The sequence below is a fragment of the Agrobacterium sp. MCAB5 genome, from assembly GCF_052114365.1.
GTDB classification, from domain to species: domain Bacteria; phylum Pseudomonadota; class Alphaproteobacteria; order Rhizobiales; family Rhizobiaceae; genus Agrobacterium; species Agrobacterium tumefaciens.
In genome coordinates this window covers 1-709 of record NZ_JBFREP010000094.1, presented here as the reverse complement: position 1 = coordinate 709, position 709 = coordinate 1, and the positions used below count along the sequence as shown (strand labels likewise).

At 57.1% G+C, this 709-nt stretch carries 1 protein-coding gene; it reads left to right on the top strand.

Annotation, left to right across the window (positions count from 1 at the left end; translation table 11 throughout):
• Window positions 1-96 precede the first annotated feature (96 nt).
• A partial coding sequence (gene otnC / locus AB4Z23_RS27500; RefSeq protein WP_441361188.1) for a 3-oxo-tetronate 4-phosphate decarboxylase occupies window positions 97-709 on the top strand: 613 nt, incomplete at its 3' end.

The window sequence follows — 709 nt, the reverse complement described above, 5'->3', positions numbered from 1 at the left end:
GACCGGGGCTATCGCTCTGGCGCTCAAATCCGGCAATTTCGGCACACCGGATTTTTTTCAGAAGGCGTTGCGTTTTTTAGAAGGTGGTGCTGCCTGATGACAGAAGATAGTCTCCGCAGCGAGATCGTGAAGTTTGGGGCCTTGCTATATGCCCGCGGCCTTGCCCACGGTGGTGCTGGTAATTTGTCGGTCCGCCTCGACGACGGCTCGATTCTGGTCACACCGACGAATTCCTCACTCGGCTCTCTGTCTGCCGAAAAGATATCGAAAGTATCGCCTGCCGGAGACCTTGTTGCAGGTGATCCCGCGTCCAAGGAGGCGTTCTTCCATCTTGCCGTATACGAGGAACGGCCCTCTGCCAAGGCGATCGTCCATCTGCATTCGACCCACGCGGTTGCGGTGTCCTGTTTATGCCACGATGATAGCGCCAACGTTCTGCCGCCCCTGACAGCCTATCAGATGATGCGGGTTGGACGCCTGCCGCTGGTTCCCTATTACCGGCCAGGTGATCGAAGACTGGCGGAGGCGGTTCGCGCACTTGCGGGCGCACACAAGGCGATGCTACTTGCCAATCATGGACCAATCGTTGCTGGGACATCTCTCCAGGATGCCGTTCATTCCTACGAGGAGCTCGAGGAAACAGCCAAAATGTTCTTTCTCGTTGGAAACCGTCCTGCCTCGCTTTTGACCTGCGAGGCAATCATGGAGC